At 49.0% G+C, this 20,759-nt stretch carries 19 protein-coding genes and 1 tRNA gene; 11 read left to right on the forward strand and 9 right to left on the reverse strand.

The annotated features are described in order from the left end of the window. Positions 1 to 26: 26 nt before the first annotated feature. Positions 27 to 2,345, reverse strand: a complete 2,319-nt coding sequence (gene yicI / locus FDX24_RS09435) for an alpha-xylosidase (RefSeq protein ID WP_137364187.1) — start codon at positions 2,343 to 2,345, stop codon at positions 27 to 29. A gap of 10 nt (positions 2,346 to 2,355) precedes the next feature. Next, positions 2,356 to 3,738, reverse strand: a complete 1,383-nt coding sequence (locus FDX24_RS09440; RefSeq protein WP_137364188.1) for a glycoside-pentoside-hexuronide family transporter — start codon at positions 3,736 to 3,738, stop codon at positions 2,356 to 2,358. Positions 3,739 to 4,029: 291 nt separating this feature from the next. On the opposite strand from FDX24_RS09440, the gene FDX24_RS09445 reads away from it, so the two are divergent. Both FDX24_RS09445 and FDX24_RS09450 read left to right on the forward strand, forming a co-directional pair. Next, positions 4,030 to 4,124 (forward strand) — tRNA-Sec (locus tag FDX24_RS09445). Positions 4,125 to 4,243: 119 nt separating this feature from the next. Then, a complete protein-coding gene (locus FDX24_RS09450) occupies positions 4,244 to 5,281 on the forward strand; it encodes a virulence RhuM family protein (protein WP_137364189.1) in 1,038 nt (345 codons plus the stop codon). A 121-nt stretch (positions 5,282 to 5,402) separates the two neighbouring features. Here FDX24_RS09450 and FDX24_RS09455 read toward each other — a convergent pair whose 3' ends face one another. The 3 genes from FDX24_RS09455 to FDX24_RS09465 are packed head-to-tail and all read right to left on the reverse strand — an operon-like array spanning position 5,403 to position 7,803. Then, a complete protein-coding gene (locus FDX24_RS09455) occupies positions 5,403 to 6,266 on the reverse strand; it encodes a DUF4435 domain-containing protein (RefSeq protein WP_137364190.1) in 864 nt (287 codons plus the stop codon). Next, the gene (locus tag FDX24_RS09460) at positions 6,259 to 7,569 is read right to left on the reverse strand and encodes an AAA family ATPase (protein ID WP_137364191.1); all 1,311 of its coding nucleotides are present in this window, start codon (positions 7,567 to 7,569) and stop codon (positions 6,259 to 6,261) included. Before FDX24_RS09460 ends, FDX24_RS09455 begins: the two co-directional genes overlap by 8 nt. 42 nt (positions 7,570 to 7,611) lie before the next feature. Beyond that, positions 7,612 to 7,803 carry a toxin-antitoxin system HicB family antitoxin gene (locus FDX24_RS09465; protein ID WP_137364192.1) on the reverse strand — a complete coding sequence of 64 codons (192 nt, stop codon included), beginning with the start codon at positions 7,801 to 7,803 and terminating at the stop codon, positions 7,612 to 7,614. A gap of 126 nt (positions 7,804 to 7,929) precedes the next feature. Between FDX24_RS09465 and FDX24_RS09470 the strand changes: the two genes are divergently transcribed. The 3 genes from FDX24_RS09470 (at position 7,930) to FDX24_RS09480 (ending at position 9,294) form a co-directional block, all read left to right on the forward strand. Further along, positions 7,930 to 8,220: a SymE family type I addiction module toxin gene (locus tag FDX24_RS09470; protein WP_137364193.1), complete on the forward strand. Its 291-nt coding sequence runs from the start codon at positions 7,930 to 7,932 to the stop codon at positions 8,218 to 8,220. A gap of 117 nt (positions 8,221 to 8,337) precedes the next feature. Next, positions 8,338 to 8,514 (forward strand): hypothetical protein, encoded by a 177-nt coding sequence (locus FDX24_RS09475; RefSeq protein WP_044700470.1) that lies wholly within the window; start codon positions 8,338 to 8,340, stop codon positions 8,512 to 8,514. Positions 8,515 to 8,919: 405 nt separating this feature from the next. Continuing rightward, on the forward strand, positions 8,920 to 9,294 hold the full coding sequence (locus tag FDX24_RS09480; protein WP_137364194.1) for a Rap1a/Tai family immunity protein: 375 nt from the start codon (positions 8,920 to 8,922) through the stop codon (positions 9,292 to 9,294). 116 nt (positions 9,295 to 9,410) lie between these two features. Here the strand turns inward: FDX24_RS09480 and FDX24_RS09485 are convergent, their stop codons facing one another. Continuing rightward, positions 9,411 to 12,164, reverse strand: coding sequence for an autotransporter outer membrane beta-barrel domain-containing protein (locus FDX24_RS09485; RefSeq protein ID WP_137364195.1), 2,754 nt, complete (start codon positions 12,162 to 12,164; stop codon positions 9,411 to 9,413). 74 nt (positions 12,165 to 12,238) lie between these two features. Next, a complete protein-coding gene (locus FDX24_RS09490; RefSeq protein WP_048213740.1) occupies positions 12,239 to 12,856 on the reverse strand; it encodes a transcriptional regulator in 618 nt (205 codons plus the stop codon). 573 nt (positions 12,857 to 13,429) lie between these two features. On the opposite strand from FDX24_RS09490, the gene FDX24_RS09495 reads away from it, so the two are divergent. From FDX24_RS09495 to FDX24_RS09505, 3 genes are all read left to right on the forward strand, one after another. Beyond that, a complete protein-coding gene (locus FDX24_RS09495) occupies positions 13,430 to 14,203 on the forward strand; it encodes a winged helix-turn-helix domain-containing protein (protein ID WP_061068783.1) in 774 nt (257 codons plus the stop codon). Continuing rightward, positions 14,200 to 14,664, forward strand: coding sequence for a hypothetical protein (locus tag FDX24_RS09500; RefSeq protein WP_061066869.1), 465 nt, complete (start codon positions 14,200 to 14,202; stop codon positions 14,662 to 14,664). The genes FDX24_RS09495 and FDX24_RS09500 overlap by 4 nt, the downstream gene beginning before the upstream one ends. Before the next feature lie 342 nt (positions 14,665 to 15,006). Next, positions 15,007 to 16,503, forward strand: coding sequence for a C69 family dipeptidase (locus tag FDX24_RS09505; RefSeq protein ID WP_101742103.1), 1,497 nt, complete (start codon positions 15,007 to 15,009; stop codon positions 16,501 to 16,503). Between the two features lie 30 nt (positions 16,504 to 16,533). Here the strand turns inward: FDX24_RS09505 and FDX24_RS09510 are convergent, their stop codons facing one another. After that, positions 16,534 to 17,436 carry a LysR family transcriptional regulator gene (locus tag FDX24_RS09510; protein WP_137364196.1) on the reverse strand — a complete coding sequence of 301 codons (903 nt, stop codon included), beginning with the start codon at positions 17,434 to 17,436 and terminating at the stop codon, positions 16,534 to 16,536. A gap of 110 nt (positions 17,437 to 17,546) precedes the next feature. Between FDX24_RS09510 and FDX24_RS09515 the strand changes: the two genes are divergently transcribed. The 3 genes from FDX24_RS09515 (at position 17,547) to FDX24_RS09525 (ending at position 19,882) form a co-directional block, all read left to right on the forward strand. Further along, positions 17,547 to 18,554 (forward strand): zinc-binding alcohol dehydrogenase family protein, encoded by a 1,008-nt coding sequence (locus FDX24_RS09515; RefSeq protein WP_137364197.1) that lies wholly within the window; start codon positions 17,547 to 17,549, stop codon positions 18,552 to 18,554. A gap of 1 nt (position 18,555) precedes the next feature. Further along, entirely contained in the window at positions 18,556 to 18,861 is a 306-nt protein-coding gene (locus FDX24_RS09520; RefSeq protein ID WP_061066872.1) for a putative quinol monooxygenase, read from the forward strand. Between the two features lie 118 nt (positions 18,862 to 18,979). Next, positions 18,980 to 19,882: a carboxylate/amino acid/amine transporter gene (locus tag FDX24_RS09525; RefSeq protein ID WP_061066873.1), complete on the forward strand. Its 903-nt coding sequence runs from the start codon at positions 18,980 to 18,982 to the stop codon at positions 19,880 to 19,882. Between the two features lie 28 nt (positions 19,883 to 19,910). Here the strand turns inward: FDX24_RS09525 and nlpA are convergent, their stop codons facing one another. After that, the gene (gene nlpA, locus FDX24_RS09530) at positions 19,911 to 20,729 is read right to left on the reverse strand and encodes a lipoprotein NlpA (protein ID WP_061066874.1); all 819 of its coding nucleotides are present in this window, start codon (positions 20,727 to 20,729) and stop codon (positions 19,911 to 19,913) included. Between the last annotated feature and the right edge of the window lie 30 nt (positions 20,730 to 20,759).

Below are 20,759 nucleotides of genomic sequence, written 5' to 3' on the forward strand. Positions count from 1 at the left end.
GCATCCGGCACCACGTCGACACATGCTTACAAGGTAATCGTCAGCTCACTGCCCTGTGGAGTAATAACTACACCCAGCTCGCTGCCCATATGCGACCCGCATTTAATGCCGCCAATTTTCTGAATATTTCGCAGGCACAGCGTCCAGTTACGTGCCTCACCGTTCCCTTTCACAGTGATGGTATTACCTACACGCGTCGCCTTCAGCGTGAAGATAACCGAGCCGTCCATCGCAGGCACTTCACACACCGCTTCCCGGCCCTCCTGCAGATGGAACAGCTGGAACGCGGTTCCTTCATGCCAGGCGTAGTCCGGCTTCTGGTTATTGCTGCCCAGCGCCAGCAGGGTGTTCTCACGCACGTAGACTGGCAGGCTCAGGAAGTCATGCTGCTGTTTATGCCAGCGGCTACCAGACACCTCGTCGTTACGCCACAGATGCGTCCAGCGTCCTTCCGGCAGGTAGAACTGCACATCACCCGCCTCGCTAAACACCGGCGCAACCATCACGCTATCACCCAGCATGTACTGGCGGTCGAGGTAATCACATGCCGGATCGTCCGGGAACTCCAGCATCATTGCGCGCATCATCGGCGTTCCGAGCTCATTGGCGCGCGCCGCTTCGCGATACAGGTACGGCATCATGCGGCATTTCTGCTCGGTGAAATAGCGCACCACATCGCAGGATTCGTCATCGTACGCCCACGGCACACGGTAGGATTTGCTCCCGTGCAGACGACTATGGCTGGAGAGCAGCCCGAACGCACACCAGCGCTTGTAGACGTGCGCCGGGGCGGTATTCTCAAAGCCGCCAATATCGTGACTCCAGAAGCCAAAGCCGGACAGACCAATGGACAACCCACCGCGCAGGCTTTCGGCCATCGATTCATAGTTGGCATAGCAGTCGCCGCCCCAATGCACCGGAAACTGCTGCGCGCCGACCGAAGCTGAACGGGCAAACAGGACCGCCTCTTCTTCACCGACAGTCTTTTTCAGCACGTTCCACACCAGTTCGTTGTAGATGTACGCATAATGGTTGTGCATTTTCTGCGGATCGGCACCGTCAAACCACTGAACGTCAGTAGGAATGCGTTCACCAAAGTCAGTTTTGAAGCAGTCAACGCCGATATCCACCAGACCTTTCAGCTTGTTGGCATACCACTCACAGGCTTGCGGATTAGTGAAGTCATAAATCGCCAGGCCCGGCTGCCATTTATCCCATTGCCACAGGGAACCATCCGGCCGCTTGAGCAGATAGCCCTTCTCTTTCAGCTCGTTGAAAATCGGTGATTTTTGCCCGATATACGGGTTGATCCACACGCAAACCTTCAGCCCTTTCTCTTTCAGGCGGCGGATCATGCCTTCCGGGTCCGGAAAGGTCAGCGGATCCCACTCAAAGTCGCACCACTGGAAGGCTTTCATCCAGAAGCAGTCAAAGTGGAAAACGTGCAGCGGCAAGTTGCGCTCGGCCATCCCGTCAATAAAGCTGTTGACCGTCGCTTCGTCATAATTGGTGGTGAACGACGTGGTCAGCCACAGGCCGAACGACCATGCGGGCGGCAGCGCGGGACGGCCAGTGAATTGGGTATAACGGTTCAATACGTCCTTCGGCGTCGGGCCGTCAATAACAAAGTATTCCAGATACTCGCTTTCCACGCTGAACTGCACTTTCGACACTTTCTCAGAGCCGATTTCAAACGACACGCACTGCGGATGATTCACCAGCACACCGTAACCGCGGTTGGTGATATAGAACGGGATGTTCTTGTAAGATTGCTCGGTGCTGGTGCCGCCGTCACGGTTCCAGGTTTCTACCGTTTGCCCGTTACGCACCAGTGCGGTAAAGCGTTCGCCCAGACCATATACCGTTTCCCCGACACCGAGATCCAGGCGCTCAAACATATAGTTACGCCCGCTGTGGGTATCCTGCACGTAGCCGTTATTTTTTAGCTGACTGCCAGTAATACGTTCGCCGTTACGCAGGAAGTCCAGCGACCAGAATTCCCCTTTGGTTACGCGCACGCTCAGGTTACCGCTCTTCAGCTCAGCAAATTCGGCGGTGTTGTGCATCTCGACCTTCACATCCTGCAGCACATTTAGCGGGTAATGCGGACCGGTATCCAACGCCCCCTGGAAGTGCTCCATACGCACACCCACCACGCCTTCCTGCGGTGAGAAAAAGCGCAGGGTGAAGAGTGGAGTATCCAGTTGCCAGGTACGTTCGCGCACATCGCGCGGCGCAACGTAGACAATCATCTCGTTACCCTGCTGTTCGACCTCGAATACCTGAATCGGGTTAATCACGTTCAGACCGGGCTGAATCAGCCAGTTTCCATCGCTAATTTTCATCGTTGGTTCCTTAGTTCTGTAATTCTTTCGTCGTAAAATCCTGCTGATTGCGGCGCGCCCCCTGAGCCAGTTGGCTTATGATTTCAGTCAGATATGGGGTTTTTAGGGTGTAGAAGCGTTTGGCGATCACGGCACTCAGCAGGTAGCAAATAGCCGGGACTATGGTGAACAGTGCGATGATGATGCTAATGGTGGCGCCGTTCTGGGTTTTCGCTGCGGCGTCGTAGCCCCCACCTGCCAGCATCCAGCCAATCAGCGCCCCACCGAGCGCCAGGCCCAGCTTGAGCACGAACAACGTGCCGGCAAAGCTGATCCCCGTCAGACGTTTTCCGTTGCACCACTCGCCGTAATCCACGGTGTCGGACATCATTACCCACTGAATTGGCGTCACGAGCTGATGCAGTACGCCAATCACGAAGATGAAGACGAACATAGTGATGTTGGCGTGCATCGGTACGAAGAACATCGCCAGACTGACGACCGCCAGCGCGGCGTTGGTCCACCAGAAGACGCTGACTTTGCATTTCCAGTCGGTGAGCGGTTTTGCCAGCGCAGAGCCGATAAGATTGCCGACGCAATAGGTGGTGAGGAAGGCGACAAACACTTCTGGCGTGCCCAAAATCCAGGTGACGTAATACATCATCGCCCCGCCGCGAACACAGACGGCCAGGATATTGAGGATGGTCAGCATGCCGACGATGCGCCATTGATCGTTCTGCCAGATGTCGCGCAGGTCTTCACGCATCGAGGTGGTGCTCGGCGGCGCTTCCACGCGTTCTTTGGTGGTGAAAAAGCAAAACGCCAGCATCAGGAAGGCCACAACCGAGAGCACGGCAATCCCGCCCTGAAAGCCGAACGCTTTATCCTCGCCGCCAATCAGATCCACCAGCGGCATCATCAGCACGGTGGAGAGCATGCCGCCCGCCGTCGCCAGCACAAAGCGCCATGATTGCAGGGAGATACGCTGCGTGGGGTCATTGGTGATCACGCCGCCCAGCGCACAGTAGGGAATATTCACCACGGTATAAAGCAGGGTCAGCAGCGTGTAGGTGATTGCGGCATAAATCATTTTGCCGTTCAGACTGAGATCTGGCGTGCTGTAGGCGAGCACACAGACCAGACCAAACGGCAGCGCGCCAAACAGCACCCACGGGCGGAATTTCCCCCAGCGCGAGCGGGTGCGGTCGGCCAGCAGTCCCATACAAGGGTCTGAGATGGCATCCAGCGCACGCGCCAGTAAGAACATGGTGCCGACAAATCCGGCCGGAATACCAAAAATATCGGTATAGAAGAACATCATATATAACATGACATTATCGAAGATAATGTGGCTGGCAGCATCGCCCATTCCGTAGCCAATCTTCTCTTTAAAAGACAGAATCTCACTTTTCATTACGCATCCTTGTTAGCACTTTCACACGCACTGATACCGGTTACAGTTCTTGTAAACCATCCCTGTGAGCGCGGGTATTCCGATATCTCGTTATCAAATTACGATTCTTGTTTTCTGTGATCGGGGTAGCGTCGAAAAAATGTGATGAAATGTAACTAACGGATTTATTGAGGATTTATATGAAACTGGTCATGGTATAGATAAACGGAAGTTAAAAAAGTGAGTGAGGGGGTGTGGAAACGTTTGGAAGTAGCTATAATGCGCCCCGCCTCCATGTAGCAATCGAGGCGCGGAAGATCGTCATCTCCGGTGAGGTGGCTGGACTTCAAATCCAGTTGGGGACGCCAGCGTTCCCGGGCAGGTTCGACTCCTGTGATCTTCCGCCAAAATGCCTCATGTTAGTTCTTCTTAAATCACATCTCTTTTTAGCTTTCTATATCCAGGATCGATCTCTGGCATACTACGTTGATTGCAGCGTTATAAGTCTGGTTAAAACGGAGGCGACATGACAGATAAACACCTACCACAATCCCCGACAGGCGAATTTATTATGTTTGCCAGCAGTGATGGGAGAGTACGTGTTGAATGCCGCTTTGAGTCAGACACTATTTGGTTATCTCAGGCGGCAATAGCTGAATTGTATGATAAAGACGTTCGCACCATTAACGAGCATTTAATCAACATTTTTTCTGAAGGTGAACTTACTCAAAATTCAACTATCCGGAAATTCCGGATAGTTCGCCAGGAAGGAAAGCGTCAGGTTTCAAGAGAGATAGATCACTATAATCTGGAAGCTATCCTCGCTGTCGGCTACCGCGTTCGCTCCCCTCGCGGCACGCAATTCCGCCAGTGGGCAACCCAAACACTTCAGGAATACCTGATCAAAGGTTTTGTGATGGACGACGAGCGGCTGAAAAATCCGCCTGTTGGTTCTTCGGCTGTGCCTGACTATTTCGATGAGATGCTGGAACGCATCCGCGATATTCGGGCCAGCGAGCGCCGGGTTTATTTACGGGTGCGGGAGATCTTTGCGTTAGCTGCCGACTATCAACCGTCGCTAAAAGAAACCACACAGTTTTTTCAAACCATCCAGAACAAACTACATTTCGCCTGTACTGGCCATACTGCTGCTGAACTCATCCACAAACGGGCTGACGCCAGCAAATCGCATATGGGATTAACCAGCTACAAAGGTGAAGAGGTACGTAAGGGTGACGTGACGGTGGCAAAAAATTATCTCACCCAGGATGAGGTCAGCGAACTCAACCGCGTGGTTAACATGTGGCTGGATTTTGCCGAGGATCAGGCCCGTCGCCGTCAGCAGGTCTTTCTGCGTGACTGGCAGGATAAGCTGGATCAGTTCCTGCAATTTAACGACCGTGATGTTCTACAAGGCGCAGGTAAAGTCAGCAAGAAAATAGCCGATGAAAAAGCGCAGGCGGAATATAGTCAGTTTGCTGAACAACAACGGCGCTTAAAAGAAACTGAAGGTGAGAAGGATATAGTGGAGTTGTTGCATTGGGGGAAAGAGGGTAGAAACTAGAGTATACTCCCTCCCCCAAAAAATTAAAAACTATCTAAAGACACATTTACTCCAAAGGAGTAAAGTTTCTCACTCAAAAACTTAACCCTCTGGTGTAACATCTATATCCCTGATGAAGTTTTCAAGCTATTAGTGTGCTTTTCAATTTATTCATTTCCCCATCATAGTAATCTTTATGTGGATGATTTCCAGTAATTAAATTAAATTTAAACTGCTGAGAAAACAACATATTCATTGCGTCATTTGACAAGTTTATATCTTTATCTCGATCATTAATCTTGCTAATTAATGACTTCAAAAATTTAACCGCAATACTAAAAAGGAAATGACCTTTTATGTACCAATATGATTGAGAAGACATGCTTTCATAAATACGGCGAGCCTGTAAAATAGCATCGTTAGGAATTTTGGCGTCAATTATTTCTAAATGTTTATTGATTTTTTCAATTGGAATGTAAGCATCTTTACTTTTCTTCCCGCAAATATATTCATAATGGTCACCAAAAACACTTATGCCACTCTGACTTATTTCATTAGCAAACTCTCTTATAATCAACTCTTTAACTGAATTAATTAATTTCGATTGCCAATCAATAACTAAATCCATACTTGTAGAATACTCCCCACCATTAATCGTTGTAATATCGGTCAGTATCTGAGGGCAGATTAATGAATTTTCTATACTGTGCCCAAAAGTCAATAAAACTCGATTGTGAGGAGGTATCTTATTCAGATGATATTTATAGTCTTTATCTCTAGCGACAAATATAGGGATATTTTCATTTATAATTTTATAGATATAGCTATCAATTGCTGTACAACTACCAGCAATATTTATAGAGATGTTATTTATTTTATAAATATCAAACATTATATTCCAAAAAACTCTATCTGTAGGCCCCTCTACATACAAAACAGCATCTTTTCTTTCGAATTTATTCATCACTGACAAGGCTTTACTACTTCTTATCAACCCCTTACCCATTACAAATATCCTCCATATCAAGAATATTGTATGGATATTCACCAGCAACCTCAGGTGAATGAGTTGCAATTATTATCTGTGCTTGAGGGTTAAGTTTCCTAATTGAAGGTAATATTTTACTTTGCCAATCTATGTGTAATGATAATTCCGGTTCATCAGCAATAAATATTCTTGGGTCACCGCCTTGTAAAAGGGACTCAGTCAATAATATCAAGACTTGCTTTTCACCAGAAGAGAGTTTAAAGCAATCATATTCGTTACCATCTCGTTGATGGTCTTTGAACTTCAATGTTCCATCTGAATTTAAAGACGCAGATTTCCCTTTAAAAAAATGGCTTAACTCCATCTTGTAATTATCAAGAGGAGCAAACAGAACTTTCCTTTTCTTCTCGGCTATCCTTCCAACATTTAATATATTCCTAGTTCTTTTCAATAATGGGAAAGCAAATATTTTATCAACATCAAACACACTCTCATTCTCTGAAAGAGTTTTCTTCAAATAATCAATACTTTCTTGAATAGCCTGAAAGTGTTTTTTAATAAGTTCTCGTGCCTTTCCTTTCCTTTGGATGTTTAATATACCCATTTGATAATAAGTAGTTTGAAAATCCTCCATTTCCTTCTTTAAATCCGTATTGGAAATCTCCCTTAGCCCCACTGATGAATCTATTTTAGGGTTATATAATACAGAAATGAAAACTTCCTCTTGAAACTCTCTAGCTATCTCTTTCAGAGCTTCAGCTTTCTTTAACTGATATACTTTCAATCTGTTCATCAAGTCTTGTAAAGTATTATCAATTGAAATGTTTTTATTATTTTTGGCATAGTCTTCATAGTCATAGTTGTCAATATCACTGATACCTGCACGACTAACAGAAAGACTTGAAAATGTTACAATATCTTGCAAAAGCGATTTAACTTTCTCAATAACTGGTATTACTCTTCTTTGAGCGTAAACTGAGCGTATACTTTTGCCAGATAAAGGTGGTATTGTGAATGCTTGATTGCTGATTTTATAACGTATTGCTTCATCTCCAAATGGTTCAATAATTCTTGTGACCGTTAAAGTTCTACTACTTTTTTTCCCGCCTTCATAATTCTCAAAAACAATTATAGCACTGTCAAACCATAAATCCTCAAGAGCAAGAACATCGACACTTAATATTGAAACAAGAATATTAATAAATGTTGTTTTTCCTGTACCATTGGCTCCAATAAAAATACTCACATCACCGTAAAAGCCTGTATCTATTGTTTTCCAACCCCAAATACCTTCAATTCTAGCATGTTTGATCTTGTACATTCCTAATTCCTTTCATTATCCAATACACAAGAAATAAAAATTTTAACCTTTGGGCACGACCCCATTTTTCCTTAATGCCTCTCTCGCCAGCTCCTTAAGCCAACTGGCGAGACTTACCCCTTCTTCTGCCGCCACAGCATCCAACTGCTTCTTCAATGCCGGATCAATGCGCATTTTGAACTGCGGTGATTGACCACCACCTTTTGGTTTTTTTTCGCGCGATATGATTGACATGGGGCCACCTATCCAATTACTCTCATCATATAGGAGGCCACCTAAAAGCCTTCTACACTAGCAACGCCCCGTTGTGCGGGAACACAGCCGGAGCGTCTAACCTCACCAACTATCAAGGAGTTGATTATGGCTGATTCGCATTCTACCCCAGACACCGACCAATCTGGAACCGAGCGTTCGGTAATTGTGGGATATCGCCCGAATGTTTTCGACAAATCCACACCAAAAATTATTCTTTCCGGCAAGTGGCTACGCGCAGCGGGGTTTGATACCGGGCAACAGATTAGCGTAAAAGTGATGAACGGCTGTATCGTCCTGATGATCTACGGCGAGCAGGAACAACGGTTGCAGGATGAGCTGCAAGAAGCAAATCAGAAGTTAAAAAGAATTGAGAGCACGTTGGCGACTCTCCAGTGAAGTACGGCTGAACCTGCAAGCGGTACTAACAGGCTCACCTGGTGCCGGATGGCGCTGACGCTTATCCGGCTTACTCTCCTGGAAAATGAAGCCAAAGTGTAACGGGAACCCAAACAAATGAATCACCACGAAAAACCAGACACCATCTTTTCGATTGACGACGATGAAAAAGTCGAAGAAATAAAAATTCAGTTACTGAAAGCCAAGATTCAATGTGCACAATGTGATATTCATTCTGATAATATTGTTAACGGCGATAATTTCTTTGATGAATTAATGGAGCCTGATAAATGAAAAAAGCAATATAAACTTACGGGCAATAATCAATAATTATGACATTTGAAGCAGCAACTCATTATCCATGAATCAGAAACGCACCAGAAATCATTCAATCTCTATACTAAAAACCATAATAAAAATACTATCCTGATGGCCTATGCCAAATGATAAACATGACAGCACAATAAACACCATATTATAATCCCGCTAAAAATACACAGGCATCCTTTTTCTTTAATCAGGAAGGGACAGCCTCGTTTCTAATAAATTAGATTATTGGGTTACATATGAAAAACGTATTCATGGCAATGGTTATCGCTCTCGTCACTGTCACCGCATCATCCACTGTTTTCGCATGCCCGAAAGGAGAACACCCGCACGGAGGTACAGGCTCGCACCATAAAGGTGGATGGTGTTCATATGATCAGTAAAATTGCCATTCCTGTCTTGTTATTGCTCTGTTTTTCAACACCTGTGCTGGCAAAATCGACATTGAATATCGACGGCAACTCGCTTTATCACGGCTATCAGTTGTATGAGAAAGGTTTTGATTATTTGAACGTTCGGGATGAACAGACAGCAGTGATGTATATGTCTTTTGTTGCCGGTGTAGCGGGGACACTGTCAAAAGAAAATATCATCTGTAATGCGAGCATAACCATTGGACAGGAAGCTGATATTGTTGGCAATTACCTCCAGACCCATCCTAAAGAGCGAACAAAATACAGTCCTTCTGAATTGGCTATGATTGCTTTAGGCAAAGAACTTGCTTGTAGCAAAAATAGTAATAGCTAGCGCTGCACACTGCTTTTATTGCCGGATTGCGCTGACGCTTATCCGGCCTACAATTCTCCCCAAAAAATAAAGCCGCTAACCATCAATCAGCGGCTTTTCCTTTACCTACAATCCTGTCAGAAATTGTATTTCACGCCGAGCATACCGCGGGTATCGCTGTAGCCTTTGTCGCCGATCTGTTGGGCCACGTTGCTCCACACGTTGAGGCGCGGGGTGATTTGCCCTTCTACGCCGACTTTCAGCTCGCCGATGTTCTTCGTGCCGCGCATGTCGTTGCTCACATCATCCATCTTCACGCTGGTCGTCTGCGTGTTGTGGATCCAGTTGGCTTCGACAAACGGCTGGAACTCGCGTGATTTACCGTCGTCGATGGCGTTGTGACCGTTGATAAAGGCTTTCACACCCAGACGGGTCATCAGGTTGCCATCGGTGTTATCTTTCACGCGGGTACCGTTCGCTTCGCGGTGACTGTCAGCCTGCACGTCCATCCATACCACCTGCGCTTTAGGTTGCAGCCAGTAGCTGTTGCGCTCGTTTTCACCCAGTTTGAAGCTATAACCGGCTTCTACCGAAGCGGTGATCCCGCTGGATTTGTATTTCTCTGTCGCCTGCTCCTGGCCCATCACCTTGCTATCAAACCAGTTGTACAGCATCCAAGTGTCTACGTAGGTGCCGGTCTTGTCGGCGTCATTGGCATACCATGTGCCATACAGCCCCACGCTGTAACCGGTGACCTGACCACGTGAATGGTAGCCAGTCAGGCTGGACTGCGTGCGGTTCTGGCTGTTGGCGTAACCTGCCATTGCGCCGAGATGCCAACGGTCGAGACCGTCGCTACTCCACTGCGCCAGATCGCCGCCTAACTGCATCACATAGCTGTTGCTTTGGGTTTTCAACTGCCCGCTACCGTCTTTAAAGCGGGTATGCGCCCCGACGTTACGCATCCACATACTGGTGACTTTTTTCTCGCCCGTCAGCATGTCGATGTACTGCGTTTCGCCCAGACGATCGTGCAGTCGGGTCATAAACAGCGTGTTAGCGGCGTAGTTGTTCGCCAGATAACTACCTGCTTCCGGGCGGTATTGCTGCTCGGTGACCGGAGGTGCGACAGGTATTTCCGGCTCAGGGATTATCGGATCTACCGGGTCTGGATCGACCGGGTCCGGGTCTTCCGGATCCGGCGGAGCAGGAATAAAGCTGGTCAGATACCAGTTGCTGCCCTTTTGCACCACGTTATAGTCGTACGCACCGGCAACAATACGGCCCGCTTTCTCAAAAGTGCCGTCAGAATTACCGGCCACTTCGATAATCTCAATACCTTCAACAGTTTGTGCCCCGGTTCCGCCAATATTATTCACCGCCACAAACGCGTTACCGGCGGTATTGCCGAGCACTTTCAGCTTGTCGGTTTCGGAGGCATCGTCATTCAGGACGGTATTGAAAACCAGTTTGCCGCCGTTGCCGGTGAAATCTTCATTAATGGTAAGCGTCTGCCACGGTTCGCCGTCAGCATGGCCAAAGTTCACGACGGACCCGCCGTTCAGCGTCAGATCAGTGAGCGTTGAGCTGTTGGTCATATTCCAGGTCGCATCGCTCATTTGCAGCGAGATAACGCCCGTTCCGGCCGTGACGCTGGTGATGTATGACGCCCCACTCCACAACGAGTTGTCGGTCATGTTGAGTTTAATCGCACTGTTTTGCTGCGGCAGGCTACTGTTCGCGGCAGTCGCGCCGGCGGCGTGAAGATCGCCGTCGATGAGGAAACGCCCGCCAGCGGAGCCATCGACGATACCGCCCGTTTCTGTGCTGATGGCGTAGCTTTCATTGCTGTGATTGCCTGCCATGGTAATGGCAGCGCCGCCCGCCAGGTTTATCGCACCGCGTGAAGCCGCATACAGGCCGCGTGGCGCTTTGCTGTATGACGCCGCTTTGGCCGAATTGTTTACGTTGATCGTCGCGTTTTCGCCGAGATTCACCGTCGCATTGGTGGAATAAACCGCATGTGCGCTGACGCCGTTGACCGTAATCGTCGCATTGTTGCCCAGTTCCGTTTTGGAAGATGAGGCGGCATAGATCCCTGTTGAGGAAGCACCCGACGTCTCGATAGTGGCACCATCACCAAGGCGGATCGTGGAGCCGCTCTGCCCGGTGCGAAGACCTTCTGAACTGTCACCTATCGTCACAATGTGTGCCCGGTCGCCGACGACAATCGTATTTTTGGCCTGCGTTTCGTCTCTCATCGCGTTTGCAGTGATACCGCGCCCCTGATAACCGGTGGTTTGAATATACAGATCGTCGCCAACGTAAATGTTGGCCGAACCTTTCCAACCCTGCCCCTGATTATAGGCGCTGTAACCGGCGTTTATACCGTCGCCATCCTGACCGTCCACATAAATGCTGGTGCGATCTCCGGTGATGATAAAGACCGGGTTATCCGGTGAATTGACCCCGTGCGTGCGGATACCATCAACATCCTTACCATTATTAGCGGCATTCTTCGACTGTGTGCGGATCGTCAGGTCATCACCGAAAATAACGCCCGGGCTACCCGTCGCGCTGTTCTGAATAACGGTAATGGTGTGTTCGAAGGCTTCTGCTCCTGGCCCATTCAGCGTTAATCCATGGCCAAAAACAGGAATGGTGCCGGCACTCCACTGATAAACATAATTTGGCGTAGCGCTGGTTTTAGCGAAACTGGCATTCGCCTGTGCAGGAAATAAAGCCTGCAACTCTGGCGAAAGACTGTTCACCAGTCCACTGGAAGGCAAACTGTCAATATCAATCCAGGCCGCGTGGGTTGAAAATACCATTGACGTTAGCGCGGTTGATACCGCTATAGCAATGCGTGAGTAATGCTTAGGTTTTTTCATAATAGCCTCCTGCTTTCGGGCGTAGGGCGTCCACCACATCGCGATGATGTGGAAATAATAAAAATGAGAATCAGCTATAAAATGTTAGAGAGTATTTTATGAATACTTAGGCCTAACTTATCTTCAAGTCGAAGTTTGTAGACATATATTCTCTTAACATCAATATTATCTATTCGGGTAATTTGCTGAATACTTATCCCTGAAATAAATCGCTTGAGTAATATCATTTCCGTATAATTCAATGAACGCCCACGTTTGCTGTTGGCGAGATGCCCCCGGAATAAGCGACGTATTTTCTGATGCTGAACTTCATCACTATCACTGGAATAAATAATCCCTTGAATTTTATTGCTTTTCGATAACCAGTAATTGGCTAACGGCGTCAGGATCCGATCCGCTATCAATACAATATGCATACCACTCTGCGTCAGGCGATCCACCCATTGCGGATCGGTGAACAGACGCAAATTCGGGAATGAAAAATCGATAAAAATAAATCCATGGGATAAATGATTGTGATTATTAAGTAAAAGCTTTTCAATAATACCTTTCTTCAAATAATCATTACCCTCTGGCCAGACAGCAAAAGCGGCACGGTGGCAGTATTGTGCGCGTACGGCAGCATCCGGAAATAATTCACAGGATAATTCACAGCTTATGCAACGAACACTCTGTAGCGGCTTTCTCTTCATCTACTATGCCCCTGTTATTTTCCATAAATATTTCATCGGTAAATAAATGTGTCAATCCGACAGGTGGTGAAATCCGTTTTTGCTAATAACAGTCGAGTGGTAAAAATGTTATAAAATCCTATAGAAAAATAATCTCCAACTGTAAATGTCGTTATGTTGATAAGTATTACGGAGCTTTATCTCAGATTAAAAGCCCATATATTAGGAGTTTTATACACAAATCCAGACATCACGGTAAACGTAAATACAGCACTATTTGCTAAAACAAAACCTTGCGAAATGATTTTAGTAAATCACAAAATTCCTAAAAACCAGAAACCTTTGTGATGTTGTGGGATAAATATAATAGCTAATCAGATAAACCTGTAATTAATTCTCATTATTTAACCTTAGTTAATTATCACCTAAGATATAGACACTATAACTCATTGTATTAAAAGGATTTAATTGTTAAGAGTAAAACTCTTATCTTTGATCAAGTACAAAGGTAGAGGCGTCTTATCCATTTCGATGTAATATTAAATGGGTATGTTGATGCAACATATGAGACGTTTCGTTACTGAGGGCCGGGCATTGTACCTTATCAACCAGTTGGTCGAATTTAATCCTGATAACAAAAGCCTGGTCAATCGACAGACAGGGCGAGCAATTCAACTGCAGATCCCAGCCTCGCTCTGTTTTCTCTATTTAATTACTCACGCAAGTGACATTGTTTCTCAGAACACGCTGCTCAAAGTCGGTTGGGGAGAAAGAAACAATGTGACCACGACCAATACTTTTTACCAGGCAATTTTGACGTTGCGCAATGCACTGGCGGATGTCGGGTTGCCCCGTGATACAGTCAAAACTATTTCCCGGCGAGGACTCAGATTAAATGAGAGTACGCATGTGGAGACGATCACACATTCCCAAACTGAGCCCCCTTTAGCACCATTTATTAAGGAAAACAACGATCCCGAGGTAATGCCCTCTCCACCACAAGTAGCAACGTCGATTCCCTGGTGGAACATTTTCTTAACCACCGGAGTGATTATTACTACTCTGATTATCTGGCTGGTTTGGTATCAGACTCGACCTGTCATGCCGTTTAGTAAATTCGTGTCGGTTTCTATGCAAATTCCCTCACAGGAAAACTGTAAAATTTATTACTCACCGAATGAACACAATCTGGAAAGCTATTTCAGCCTGATGCAATCGCATCCCGATCTTTGTGAATATAACAAACATGTGTTTCTTTCAGGTTACCGTAAGGCACAGAGGATGGTGGCCTTTGTATGCGATAAGGATGCGCGGATAGATGTTCACGCGTTTTGTTCTACTCATTACTACTGGATGCGCGGGAAATGAACAAAATACACAATCTTATCCTGCTGGCGATTGGCGTGGTATTGATGCTGGGTTCGGGCGCCTGGCTATGGTATTCACGCTACGCCGACAGACCGTTGAACTGCGTCGGTAACGTGGAGTGGAATATTGGCAGCAACCGCTTTACCGGCACGGTGTCATATCGGCTGTACGACCATCAGGGGCTGGCAACCTTAACCGGCAAACTGTACGGACGTCACGTCACAGGTATCAGTAGAAACATCTATTTTACCTATACCCAGCACCACGACGCGCGCGTGCTGCAGTCGACGCAACTGGTAAAAACCTTCTCAGACTCCGCCGATAAAGACGATATCAACGGGACGTTGCCCAGTTTTTATCGCGAAACCGGGCAGCGCCTGAGTCTGGTCATGGAGGAGTATAAAGGGGCGTGGATAGTGGCGAGTTCCACTGTTCCTTCGCTGTACTGCCGTAAAAGGTAACGTCATATCCGGATACAAAAAGAGTGCCCCCACGCAGGAATTCATATTTGTCATCATCGACTTACGCGACATGGGTCACTGAATCCATTCATATCCCATTGCTATTCTTTTCCCCGAATCAGGAAACATCCTGAATACCACAATATCCATTGCGTAACAATTAAGCGAAATGGGCGTTTTATTTTGCCCAGAAGACTTCAACCTATGGATGGATATTTGGAGAAGACGTGGGCAGGGGCGTTTATCTCTCTCGCGAGCAATGTCTGAAGGTTCAGGCGTTATCGCATTTCAGGAAACGGTGTGTTTCCGGTGTATTTTTGGCGTACATATGAGGGATACGTAATGTTTACTTTTAAAAAGTGCCTGATTGCACTTTCTATAAACTTGGCCGTTGTTTCATCAGGTTTTGCTTGTACGACCCTGCTGGTCGGTAACGAAGCATCAGCGGACGGCTCGATGCTGGTTGCCCGTAGCGCTGACAGCGATGCCCTGAAAGCGCAACATTTTGTCATTCACCCGGCAAAACAGAATCAGACCGGGGTATACAGCACCAAAGCACATAACGGCGCGAATGACTTTACCTGGCCGCTCCCCAAAAACTCGCTGCGTTATACCACGGTTCCTAACTGGAAAACCCAGTTGCACGGCGCAACCGGGTTTAACGAGCTGGGAGTCGGCGTGAGCGGGACAGAATCTATTTTTGCCTCACCAAAAGCGCTGGCCGCCGACCCGTACGTTGAAGATAAAGGGATCACCGAAGACGATATCCCGGATATTCTGCTGTCTCAAAGCAAGACCGCGCGTGAAGCCGTGGCGCTGCTGGGCCATATCGTTGAGACCGTCGGGGCAGGTGAAGGCTTTGGCGTTGCCGTCGTCGACGATAACGAGATCTGGTACCTGGAAACCGGCAGCGGTCATCAGTGGATGGCGCAGCGCCTGCCGAATAACCAGTATTTTGCCACCGGCAATCAGGGCCGTTTACAGGATTACGATCCGAAAAACCCTGACATGATGGCGTCAAAAAACCTGATTCAATTTGCGACCGAAAAAGGTCTGTACGAACCCGCGAAAGACGGTAAATTCAACTTCTCCAAAGCCTATACCCGTGATGACGAACGCGACCGCACGTATAACGACCCTCGCGTATGGACCATCCAGAAAGAGTTCAATCCTTCCGTCAACCAGGATATGGCCAAAGGACGTGAATTCCCGGTCTTCATGACGCCAGAGAAGAAAATGACGCTGGACGATGTGAAGGCCGTACTGCGTAACCATTACGAAGGCACCAGCCATGACCCCTACACCAACGGTCTGAACGGTAAAGAGCCATGGCGTCCGGTCAGCGTCTTCCGTACTTATGAAGCGCACGTTATGCAGGTCCGTCCGTGGTTACCAAAAGAGATTGGCGAAACGACCTACATTGGTCTGGGTATGGCCGACCTTACCGCCTTTGTTCCGTACTACAGCGGCCTGAAAGCGTATCCGGCTAATTACACGATGGGTAGCGATAAAGCGGACGATCAATCCATTTACTGGAAATACCGTAAATTACAAACGCTGACGATGACCGATTATCCGAAGCTCGCGCCAATCGTCAAAAAAGCCTACAAAGCATGGGAAGACAAAGTGGCCAAGGAGCAAAAAGAGGTCGAAGCAGAGTATCTGAAGATGGCGAAAACCGATAAACCAGCCGCCGATAAGATGCTGAATGACTTTAATCTGCGCATCATGGCCGACGCCGAGAAGCTGACGGAAGATCTGACTAATCAGCTGTTTACCATCCGCACTAAAGACATTCAGTCTGATATTTTCTTTGCCAACGCTGCGAAAAAAGACTGAGTAACGACGTGATAAAATCGCTGGCGCATATTAGTTTTGCGCCAGCATTTCACACCGCGCCTTCACCGCGTCGTGCAGCAGACGGACCGCCGTTGAAAGCTGCTTCCGATGCGGGCAAATCATATTCAGCGGGACTTTCTCCCCCTGATAATCCGGCATCAGCAGTTGTAATCGACCGTCACGCACATCCTCACTGACATCCAGCCACGACTTGTACGCCACGCCCTCGCCGGCAATCGCCAGCCGTCGGATCACTTCCGCATCGTCGCTCATTATGGTGCCGTTAACCTGCACGCTGCTGACCTCGCCGTCACGCGTAAACGTCCAGCGATCGTGCAGACGGCCGCGTAATACGAAGGTCATGGCGTTGAGCTGCGCTAAGTCACCCGGGATTTGCGGCGCACCGTTTTGTGCAACCCAATCCGGTGAGGCCACCAGTACACGTCGGTTCCCCGGCGCCACGGGCAGGGCAATGTAAGACGCGTCTTCGGTATTGCCATAGCGAAACGCAACATCGACGGGGTCTTTAAAGACATCCGTCACCTGATCAGAGAAAAAAATCCGCAGGCGCAGCGCGGGATAGCGGCGTCGAAACGACTGAAAGACCGGCAGCAGCAGGTTGCGACCAAGATCGGAAGGCACGGCAATTTGCAGTGTGCCAGACACTTCATCTTCTGGGGTCTGAATTTTTTGCAGCCCGGCATGCATCACGTCAAGCATCTGGCGGGCATAGGGTAGCCAGACCTCGCCCTCCGGCGTCAGGCGCAGGCTGCGCGTGGAGCGGGCGAACAAGCGGATAGCCAACGTAGACTCCAGACGCTTGATGGCGGAGCTGACCTGAGCAGGCTGAACGCCGACTTCGCGCGCGGCATCGCTAAAACTGTTCAGCGCCGCGGCGCGGACAAACAACGTGAGATCTTCAAGCCGGAACATTTTCACTCCCCGAGTATAAGTCCTGTCGCCGTAGGGCTATTTTTCCCGTTCTGCTGCCGGTTTACCATCGAATTATTCAACAGAGATAAGGTTTCTGAACCGGAGAGATTATGAAAGCCATCGCTATTACCCGCGCCGCGACCGACGGCAATAACATTGAATTTTTACAAGAGATTGACCTGCCTGTGCCGGTTGCCGCCGGGCACGATCTGCTGGTTGAAGTGAAGGCCATTTCCGTCAACCCCGTTGATACCAAGGTTCGCGAAGGTTTTAACGCTAATGTGCCGCGCGTGCTGGGCTGGGATGCCGTGGGCGTGGTGAAATCCGTGGGTGAAGCCGTCACCCTGTTCTCACCGGGCGATGAAGTCTGGTACGCCGGTGCGCTGGGTCGCGCTGGCAGTAACAGTGAATTTCAGCTGGTTGATGAACGTATTACCGCGCTGAAGCCACAATCACTCGATAACGCCTCTGCGGCGGCGCTGCCGCTGACCGCCATCACCGCCTGGGAAATGCTGTTTGACCGTCTGGGCGTTGAGGAAAACGGCAATGAAGATGATGTGTTGCTGATCGTTGGCGCGGCTGGCGGCGTCGGTTCTATCCTGACGCAACTGGCCAGTAAGCTGACTAAAATGACCGTCATCGGCACCGCATCACGTCCGCAAAGCCAGAAATGGGTACGTGAAGCAGGCGCTCATCATGTCATTGACCACAGCAAGCCGCTGACGGAAGAGCTGGCACGGATAGGGGTTAAGGCGGTGACGCACGTTGCCAGCCTGAACAACACTGAGCAGCATTATCAACAAATTATTGCCGCACTGGCACCACAGGGTAAACTGGCGCTGATTGACGATCCTGAATTCCTCGATGCCCGTCCGCTGAAGGCCAAAAGCATTTCGCTGCACTGGGAATTTATGTTTACCCGTTCGATGTTTACCACCCACGATATCATCGCGCAGCACCAGCTATTGACCCGCGTGGCGCAATTGATCGACGACAATACCCTCCGCACCACGCTGGGCGAGCATTTTGGCGCTATCACCGCGGCGAATCTGCAAAAAGCCCACGCGCAAATTGAAACCGGTCGTTCGGTCGGCAAGATTGTGCTGGAGGGGTTTTAACATGTCCGATTCAGAAGTGATTTCAATTATTGCGGTACTGAAAGCCCAACCCGGGAAGATCGACGCACTGAAACAGGCGCTGCAGGCTCTGCTGTTGCCCACTCGCCGGGAGCCGGGCAATATTGAGTATGAGCTGTACCAGTTACGCGACACGCCGGATGTATTCTACGTACGCGAATCCTGGCACGGTCAGGCCAGTCTGGATGAACATATCACTCTGCCACATTTCCAGGCGTTTATTCTGCAAATGAACGATCTACTCGCCGAACCGCTACGGCTGGATTATCTGACGCCGATTGCGCCATAAAATGACTGCCGAAGCCCCCTGCCGCGCGGGGGGCTGCACCAGTCATGTCTCACTCGCTTCGCTATCTCTGCTATGATGCCTGCACACAAATAAAACAAAACAACATGCAGAGGAAAAGATGAGTTCCACCAGAAGAGGGATGATGAACGTCCTGATCGCCGCCGTATTGTGGGGAAGTTCGGGCGTGTGTGCGCAGTACATCATGGAGCAAAGTCAGATGTCGTCGCAGTTTCTGACCATGACGCGCCTGATTTTCGCCGGGCTGATTCTGCTGATGCTCTCTTTCGTTCACGGCGACAAAATATTCTCTATTATCAAAAACCGCAAAGACGCCATCAGCCTGCTCATTTTTTCCGTGGTCGGGGCGCTCACCGTACAGCTCACCTTCCTGCTGACCATCGAAAAATCCAACGCCGCCACCGCGACGGTACTGCAATTTTTGTCACCGACCATTATCGTGGCGTGGTTTTCCGTGGTTCGCAAAGCACGACCGGGAATATTAGTGCTGACCGCGATTTTCACCTCGCTCATTGGCACCTTCTTACTGGTCACCCACGGTAATCCGACGTCGCTGTCTATTTCACCTGCCGCGCTGTTCTGGGGAATTGCTTCGGCGTTTGCCGCCGCGTTTTATACCACCTACCCCTCAACGCTTATCGCGCGTTACGGCACGCTGCCGATTGTCGGCTGGAGCATGTTGATAGGCGGCCTGATCCTGCTCCCGTTCTATGCCGGAGAGGGAACAAACTTCGTGGTTAATGGCAGTTTGATTCTGGCGTTTTTCTATCTGGTGGTCATCGGTACGTCGCTCACGTTTAGCCTGTACCTGAAAGGCGCGCAGATGATTGGTGGGCCGAAGGCGAGCATTTTAAGCTGCGCAGAACCGTTGAGCAGCGCGTTGCTGTCCCTGCTGTTATTAGGCATTACATTTACCCTGCCTGACTGGCTGGGCACGCTTTTGATCCTCTCATCGGTAGTGCTGATCTCAATGGACTCACGTCGCCGCGCCAGAGCGGTTTAACCCCAACCGGCGCGGCAACGGGTCACGATTACCAGCCCGGAACCGCGCCGCCGTTAAAGATAGTTTCTGCCGCCTTTGCCACTTCCGGTGACTGATAAGATTGCAGGAATTCTTTCACATTCCCGGCATCTTTATTGTCTTCTCGCGCCACCAGGATGTTCACGTAGGGTGAGTTTTTGTCTTCGATAAATACGCTGTCATGTACCGGAGAAAGCCCGGTTTGCTGGATGTAGGTGGTACTGATAATCGCCACATCCACTTTCTGATCGTCCAGCACGCGCGGCAGCTGCGCGCCTTCCAGTTCCATAATATTCAGGTGTCGCGGATTATCAGTAATATCCAGCGCCGTGGGCAGCAGGCCTGTATTTGCTTTCAGCGTGATTAACTTTTCTTTTTGCAGCAGCAGTAGCGCCCGCCCGAGGTTGGTTGGATCGTTAGGTATCGCAATCGTCGCACCGTCTTTAAGCTCCGCAACGGTTTTGATTTTCTTCGAATAACCGGCCATCGGGAACACAAAGGTATTACCCACGGCTACCAGCTTATAGCCGTGCGCTTTATTATCTTGTTCAAGAAATGGGCGATGCTGGAAGACGTTGGCATCCAGTTCACCGTGATTGGTGGCATCGTTAGGCAACAGGGAACCGCTAAACCCTACCAGTTCGACATCCAGCCCATATTTTTCTTTAGCCACTTTCTTCGCGACTTCCGCCACATCCTGCTCTGCGCCGTTAATCACGCCGACTTTGATATGCTTTGCATCGCTGCTCTGCTGATCGCATCCTGCCAGCAATAATCCCGCCAGCAATACTGCCGCCCCGGCCCCGAAATGAGGTATCTTCAGTTTCACGTTTTATCCTTTTGTAATAACCGCCTGATG

The organism is Citrobacter sp. wls716 (assembly GCF_005280975.1).
Lineage (GTDB): Bacteria > Pseudomonadota > Gammaproteobacteria > Enterobacterales > Enterobacteriaceae > Citrobacter > Citrobacter youngae.

What these genes read in the sequence shown, in the direction of transcription:
- yicI (WP_137364187.1), bottom strand. Translation starts at nt 2,345, where the DNA reads ATGAAAATTAGCGATGGAAACTGGCTGATTCAGCCCGGTCTGAACGTG.
- FDX24_RS09440 (WP_137364188.1), bottom strand. Translation starts at nt 3,738, where the DNA reads ATGAAAAGTGAGATTCTGTCTTTTAAAGAGAAGATTGGCTACGGAATG.
- FDX24_RS09450 (WP_137364189.1), top strand. Translation starts at nt 4,244, where the DNA reads ATGACAGATAAACACCTACCACAATCCCCGACAGGCGAATTTATTATG.
- FDX24_RS09455 (WP_137364190.1), bottom strand. Translation starts at nt 6,266, where the DNA reads ATGGGTAAGGGGTTGATAAGAAGTAGTAAAGCCTTGTCAGTGATGAAT.
- FDX24_RS09460 (WP_137364191.1), bottom strand. Translation starts at nt 7,569, where the DNA reads ATGTACAAGATCAAACATGCTAGAATTGAAGGTATTTGGGGTTGGAAA.
- FDX24_RS09465 (WP_137364192.1), bottom strand. Translation starts at nt 7,803, where the DNA reads ATGTCAATCATATCGCGCGAAAAAAAACCAAAAGGTGGTGGTCAATCA.
- FDX24_RS09470 (WP_137364193.1), top strand. Translation starts at nt 7,930, where the DNA reads ATGGCTGATTCGCATTCTACCCCAGACACCGACCAATCTGGAACCGAG.
- FDX24_RS09475 (WP_044700470.1), top strand. Translation starts at nt 8,338, where the DNA reads ATGAATCACCACGAAAAACCAGACACCATCTTTTCGATTGACGACGAT.
- FDX24_RS09480 (WP_137364194.1), top strand. Translation starts at nt 8,920, where the DNA reads ATGATCAGTAAAATTGCCATTCCTGTCTTGTTATTGCTCTGTTTTTCA.
- FDX24_RS09485 (WP_137364195.1), bottom strand. Translation starts at nt 12,164, where the DNA reads ATGAAAAAACCTAAGCATTACTCACGCATTGCTATAGCGGTATCAACC.
- FDX24_RS09490 (WP_048213740.1), bottom strand. Translation starts at nt 12,856, where the DNA reads ATGAAGAGAAAGCCGCTACAGAGTGTTCGTTGCATAAGCTGTGAATTA.
- FDX24_RS09500 (WP_061066869.1), top strand. Translation starts at nt 14,200, where the DNA reads ATGAACAAAATACACAATCTTATCCTGCTGGCGATTGGCGTGGTATTG.
- FDX24_RS09505 (WP_101742103.1), top strand. Translation starts at nt 15,007, where the DNA reads ATGTTTACTTTTAAAAAGTGCCTGATTGCACTTTCTATAAACTTGGCC.
- FDX24_RS09510 (WP_137364196.1), bottom strand. Translation starts at nt 17,436, where the DNA reads ATGTTCCGGCTTGAAGATCTCACGTTGTTTGTCCGCGCCGCGGCGCTG.
- FDX24_RS09515 (WP_137364197.1), top strand. Translation starts at nt 17,547, where the DNA reads ATGAAAGCCATCGCTATTACCCGCGCCGCGACCGACGGCAATAACATT.
- FDX24_RS09520 (WP_061066872.1), top strand. Translation starts at nt 18,556, where the DNA reads ATGTCCGATTCAGAAGTGATTTCAATTATTGCGGTACTGAAAGCCCAA.
- FDX24_RS09525 (WP_061066873.1), top strand. Translation starts at nt 18,980, where the DNA reads ATGAGTTCCACCAGAAGAGGGATGATGAACGTCCTGATCGCCGCCGTA.